Annotated in this window: 4 protein-coding genes; 3 read left to right on the forward strand and 1 reads right to left on the reverse strand. The window is 65.3% G+C overall.

Annotated elements, in window-relative coordinates; all coding sequences use genetic code 11:
- The 3 genes from BN1233_RS11560 to BN1233_RS11570 all read left to right on the forward strand — a co-directional run.
- Positions 1-685: IS630 family transposase (locus tag BN1233_RS11560; protein WP_048707813.1), on the forward strand; the 685-nt coding region annotated here is incomplete at its 5' end.
- A 225-nt stretch (positions 686-910) separates the two neighbouring features.
- Complete coding sequence (locus BN1233_RS11565) at positions 911-2,716, forward strand: hypothetical protein (RefSeq protein WP_046863660.1); 1,806 nt, start codon at positions 911-913, stop codon at positions 2,714-2,716.
- Positions 2,717-2,899: 183 nt separating this feature from the next.
- A complete protein-coding gene (locus tag BN1233_RS11570) occupies positions 2,900-4,117 on the forward strand; it encodes an MFS transporter (RefSeq protein WP_048707816.1) in 1,218 nt (405 codons plus the stop codon).
- 653 nt (positions 4,118-4,770) lie between these two features.
- Here the strand turns inward: BN1233_RS11570 and BN1233_RS49115 are convergent.
- Positions 4,771-5,076: a hypothetical protein gene (locus tag BN1233_RS49115; protein ID WP_147707166.1), complete on the reverse strand. Its 306-nt coding sequence runs from the start codon at positions 5,074-5,076 to the stop codon at positions 4,771-4,773.
- Between the last annotated feature and the right edge of the window lie 790 nt (positions 5,077-5,866).

The following is a 5,866-nucleotide window of genomic DNA, read 5'->3' on the forward strand; positions in this document are numbered from 1 at the left end:
CATCCCGGCTGAGTCTTCTGTTGCGGGAAAAAGGGGGTTCCGTTGGCGGCGGCCCCGGCACGCGCTGACCGGTCGGCAGGATCGGGACGCCGTTGACCGCATCGGGTTGCGGCTTCGTCTGCGCAAGGCGCAGGCGGCAGCCGGCGACATCACCCTGCTGTTTGGTGACGAGGCGGAGGCGCTCACCCATCCGTATCTCGCCCAGGCCTGGGCACGGCGCGGCGCCGATCTGCGGATCCAGGCGCCGGGCCAGGCCAAGAAGGTTGCCCTGATGGGCGCGCTCGACGCCGTCACGCGCGAGGTAAGCGTGCACACCGCGTGCACCAAGCGCAGCGCCGATTTCGTGGCGCTCCTCGAAACGATCGAGCGCCGCTACGGGCCAGAGGCGAGCGGGCCGATCCGGCCGGTAGTGCTGGTCCTCGACAATGGCCCCGTCCACACCAGCAAGCTGACCACCAAGGCGTTCGCCGCCCGCCCCTGGCTCACAGTCGAGTGGTTGCCCAAATATGCACCTGAATTGAACGAGATTGAACGCGCCTGGCGTGACCTGAAGCGTCACTATCTCGCCCACAGGACGTTCGCCGATGCCAAGGACCTCGAAGCAACCATCCATCACGCCGTCATCACCATGAACCGCGAGCGCACCCAAACGCCTTCGTGTGACAGCCTACGAAGCGCTGCTTAGTCCTGAACGGCTCGCCCGACCGCGCGGAGCAGTTCGTCAATCCGTTCTCCGGCACGTTCCTCGGGCGTCACTGGCAAAGGTTAGCGCTGGCTTCATCCTTGTTGCGCAGGATACCCCGGGCCAACGCGGAGCGTTTGGCCGGGGAGGAATGCGCGTCTTGAGCTTGACCGTTGACAGCCCGCCCCTTCCAGGAGAGAACGGAAGCTGAACAAACGCGAAGATGGCATGGCGTACGGCAAGGGCGCGCGCAGGACACACGACAAGCGCATGGTGCGACTGGGCGCCCTGCCGGCCGACGCGAGCTGGCTGACGCTCCGCGCGGCATGGATTGTTGCCGCTAACCACTTTGCGAGCCGGATCCGCCTCCCGATCCTTGACGAGCTCCCGGACGGCAAGGACCTCGACCGGGTGATGCTCGCCGCGCAGGCCGAGCTCAAGGGGCGGTTGAGTTCCGTCTGGGCCGAGAAGGCCAGGATCAGCGCCAAGGCCGCCGTCGTCGAGCACCACAGGCGGGCGCGCGGCAATCTGTTCGGCCGTCTGAAGCACCTCGACACCGTTGGGGACAAGCCGCTCGAGGACGGCACCCGCCGCCTCGTCAACCTGCCCGAGGAGTGGTCGCGCAAGCTGACGGACGGTGATGTCGCCGCGCTCAAGCAGCTTACGGCATCCTTCGACTTCCGGGGCGCCCTGGCGTTTCTGCGCCAAGTGCGCGACGGCACGGCCAACCTCTCGGCTCTGCACGCGGACGCTCTGCTGGCGCTCGTCGAGGCGGTCGAGGCGAAGTTCCGCCATCCCGCGTGGCAGGACCATCCCGACACCGTCGTGCAGCTCCACCTCGACTTCCGCTGCGTGCCGAAAGGAGAGGCGGAATCCAACAAGGCGGCCTGGCAGGCGCTGACGCAGCGGCTCACAGCGTCAGTGCCGCGGGTCCTGAGCGACGGCACACCCATCGTCGTGCCGCTGCTCGTCGCCGCTCCGCTGGCCCGCCAAGCGCCGTTGCTGGTCCGCGCCGTGCTGCGCCAGGCGCCGCTCCAGACCTTGATCGGCACGGCTGATCCGCAGGAGGTCGAGATCGGCTCGCTCTGCCTCGAGCTGGGCCAAAACTCAGTTGAGGTGAAGGGCGTGCTCTCAAAGAAGCCGCGCGTGAAGCCGCTTCCAGAGGTCACGCACCTTCTGGCCCGCGACTTCGGCTACCGCAACACCTGCGCGTTCGCGGTGGTCAGGAAGGATGCCGATCTCGACGAGGGGCTGCTCACGCGGGCGAAGGACTGGAGCAAGGCCGAGGCGAAGGCCTATCTCGAGCGGCACGTCCACGACGGCGAGTTACTCGAGGCGCTCCTGCTCGACGGCTCCGACTTCCTGAACGCGATCAACGTCCGCTGCGAGACCATCGATGCGCTGCGCTCGGAGATCGACCGCACCTACAACCGGATCGGGCGGATCAAAGCCAACATCAACCGTGTGCTGGGCCGGCCTGCCGAGACCCTCGTTGACCTCGCGACGGAGACGGACGACCGCATGCTGGCGGGGTGGATCAGGCGGCTGCAGCGGCTGCTCGCTCATGTGGGCCGGCTGAAGGAGTGCCGCCGACGCGAATACCGGGCAATCGACGGCCTCAAGAAAAGCTGGTTCGGGTACATAACGTCGGAGGAGGCGGCACTGGCCCGGCAGTGGAACGCCGCCGTGGTGCGCGAGCACCTCACGGTGATGGCGGAGGAGAAGGACAGTCCCGCCTACAAGGGGCGGACCTTCAACCGGATGATCAACAACGGCGCGAAGGGGCAGTATATCCGGCGCGCGTCGAACAAGCTGAAATGGAACGGGATTCCCGAGGTGGTGGTGCCGTCCTTCTGGACGAGTTGCACGGACGTGCGGTTTGGGGTCGTGGACAAGGCGCAGCGGCGCGGACCGGTCTTCGTGGCGAGGGCTGATGGCCTGCGTGCCGATGCCGACCTGCATGCGGCGCACACGCTGGCGCTGTGGCCTCTGCTGCGGCCGAAGATGAACGACAGGACGGCGCTGGCCGCCTAGGGATCCCTCGTGACAAAAGTCTTCCCGCGGCAGAGGGTGCGTCCCCGAGCCGCCGGGAAGCCCCGACCACAGCGCAACGCGCTTGGTCGGGGAGGTTCACGGGAACGGTGGGAGCCGGAGCACGAGGTTTCGTTTGAGCGACATGCGATGAGCGACGGGCGGGTGCCTGCATGTTAGGAACCCATGCGACTCACGCTCCGGGTCGCGCCGGTCTCCTCCATGTTCCTCGCTCTTCTCTTCCCCTATGTGCTGAGCCAGTTCTACCGCGCCTTCCTGGCCGTGGTGGCCGGCGACCTGTCGCGCGACCTCGGGCTCGACGCCGCTGGGCTCGCGAGCATGCAGGCTGCTTTCCTCCTGGCTTTTGCGCTGTCGCAGATCCCGGTCGGGCTGGCGCTCGATCGCCTCGGGCCGCGCCGGACGCTTCTCTTCGGCTTGTGCGCGGCCGTGGTCGGTAGTGTGCTCCTGGTTTTTTCGACGCGTCCGTGGCACGGAATCCTGGCGATGACCCTCATCGGAGCGGGCTGCGGGCCTGTTCTGATGAGCGGCTTCTACTTGATCGCCCGGAGCTATCCGCCCGCCCGGTTCGCGACCATGTCGTCGCTCCTCCTCGGGATCGGCTCGCTCGGCGACCCGTTGAGCGGCACGCCGCTGGCGCTTGCGGCTGGGGCGTTCGGTTGGCGGCCCACCATGCTCGGAATGGCGGGCATCACGGCGGCGAGCCTCGCCTGCGTCGCCATCGTCCTGCGCGATCCGCTCCGCGCCCAGGCACCCGGCGGCTCGCTCTCGCCTCTCGCCGGGGCGAAGCAGATCCTGGCCATACGGGCGCTCTGGGCGATCTTCCCGATGGCGCTCGTCAGTTATGCTTGCGTGATCGCCACACGCGGGTTGTGGATCGTGCCCTATCTGGAAGCTGTTCACCACTTCGGGCGGAATGCGCTGAGCCTGGGCGCGACCGCGATGGGCTTCGCGATTGCGGCAGGCGCGCTGCTCTACGCTCCGCTGAACCGACTCTTCGGCAACGCCAAATACACGGTCGTGGCCGGTACTGCGGCCACAGTAGTGGGGTGGCTGGTGCTCGGCCTGCTCGGGAACCGCTCGGGCGCGCTCGCGCTCGGGCTCCTGCTCCTCGTTGGGGCCCTCGGGATGCACTTCGCCATCGTGATGGCGCATGCCCGCTCGTTCATGCCGACGCACCTCCTGGGGCAAGGCGTGACGATGATGAACCTCGTCTTCTTCCTCGGGGCTGGACTGGGGCAGTGGCTGTCCGGTCGCTACGTCCGAGCCGCCGAACTCGCCTTCGTAGCGCCCGCCGACATCTATGGGCGGCTGTTCACCGGATTCGGGCTGGTGCTCGGAGTTGCTCTTGCCATCTACCTCCTTGCGCCGCGGGAGCGCCTGTGACGACTACAACGCTCGAAGGTACCGCGGGAGCAGCCATGTTTCAGATGCGCAAGGGTTTAATGGAATGAGAGCGGATGCGTGACTTGGCCGAGCAGGTAGCGGAGCTTTTTCTCCCTGCAGCACGTTCCGAACCACCGGGAGCAGTATGAGCTACGACGAAATTGTGAGACACGGGTTGATCGCTTGTGCCACGACCGCTCTCCTACTGACAATTGTGTATTTCGCAGCGCGGGAACGACGTCGTGAGGTCGTCATCACCGCTGTCATTTGCGGAGTGTTGGCTTTATCGCTCGGCTCCATCGCTATTTGGTTGGATAGCCAGTAACCATCCCCGGCGGAGCCGGGGAACTCCCTTGCCGGTTTAGGAGGTTTGCGCTCGGTCGGATGCCTCAAATTGGCGAGTATGTCTGCAACATCGCAAGTCAGGCTTACCCTTTGGTTTTACCCACTATCAAACGACAGCTGGCGCCTTCCGCGAGCCTCACGGTCATGACCACGACCTGTGAGCCGCGCCAAGCCGGCGCAGAGGGCCTCGTGATCAGATGCCCCGGGGTATAGGTAGATTGTCATTACCGGATGGCCGATTCGCCAATCGCAGTCTCAGCGGACAGCCAGTAAGCTCTAGGCCAGCCGCGGAGAAAGCCGTAGAAGAGCTAGGATACCTGCCACCATTTCCATTTGCGCGGCTGCTTCGCCGCCGAGCGATCCTGGTCCTGTTCGGCAGCCGCAAGTGCAGCTCGCAGTACCTCCATCTGAGTCGTGGCCACATCCCGCTCGGCTCGAGCGACGTCGCGCTCGTTGAGTGCCGCATCGCGCTGGAGGATTAACTCGTCGGTTCGCTGCCGAGCCTCCTCGAGCTGCACCACGAGCCCCTCGAGGTGTTGGGTCAGGACCGTCAGGCCATCTGGTTTGGCCAGGTCGTCGATCGGGTTCGCATCGGGTTCTCTTTCTGACTTCAAATCGGGTTCAGACCTAACGCTGGGCTCAGCGCGTGCGGCACTTCCTTCTTTCGCGCGGTGAACTGCAAGCGCCTCCGCTGCGGCCCTCGCCAACCTGCGCGGGCGGCTTTTCTCGTCTTCCGGAAGTGCGTTCCACTGCTCGGGCTTTCGATCGGTCCGGCGCATCCGAACCCAGATAGCCCGCGCCATTACCTCAATCTCTTCTCGCAACTTCGGCCGCATCTCCACGTCTCCTCGGTTGGCCGTTCCTCCGGAGTGGACACTGGCTGCTGATCCAGCCGGGCAGGTTCTGGGCAGGCAAGACGACTAGAGAAGACCTAGGCCGCTCGTCGTTACCCGCTAGACCGATCTCGGGCGTTCCCCCTGCCGTATCTTCCGCCGCCTGTCCTATACCGCCGCGGCGGCTCCTGGACCTATCTCCGCCCGATCTAAGGTCCGCCTAATCCTGGCCTCTTGGCTCGACTCGATGGAGGCCGCTGAAACTACTGTGATTTGAACCAAGCCTGTCAATCGGCGTTGAAGTTTGCCCCTCGATCAGCATCCAATTGTGGCTCTGACGCAGTTTTGGTGCAGTTGCGGACTGGATTGATGCTGTCGCCCAGAAGGAGGCAGCATCCTGCATCGAAGCCTACGCCTCTCAGCTCTGCTTCCACCCGGCCTGATCGTGGATCAGATCCACGCTGATCCACAGCAAGTGACCATCACTGTCCATTCCGCTCACCGATCAAGGGTCTGCCCGTCCTGCGGCACGATCTCCTCGCGTGTGCATAGCCCTTCTCTCCGGCGCGGA

Origin of the sequence: Microvirga massiliensis (assembly GCF_001006805.1) — a bacterium.
GTDB lineage: Bacteria > Pseudomonadota > Alphaproteobacteria > Rhizobiales > Beijerinckiaceae > Microvirga > Microvirga massiliensis.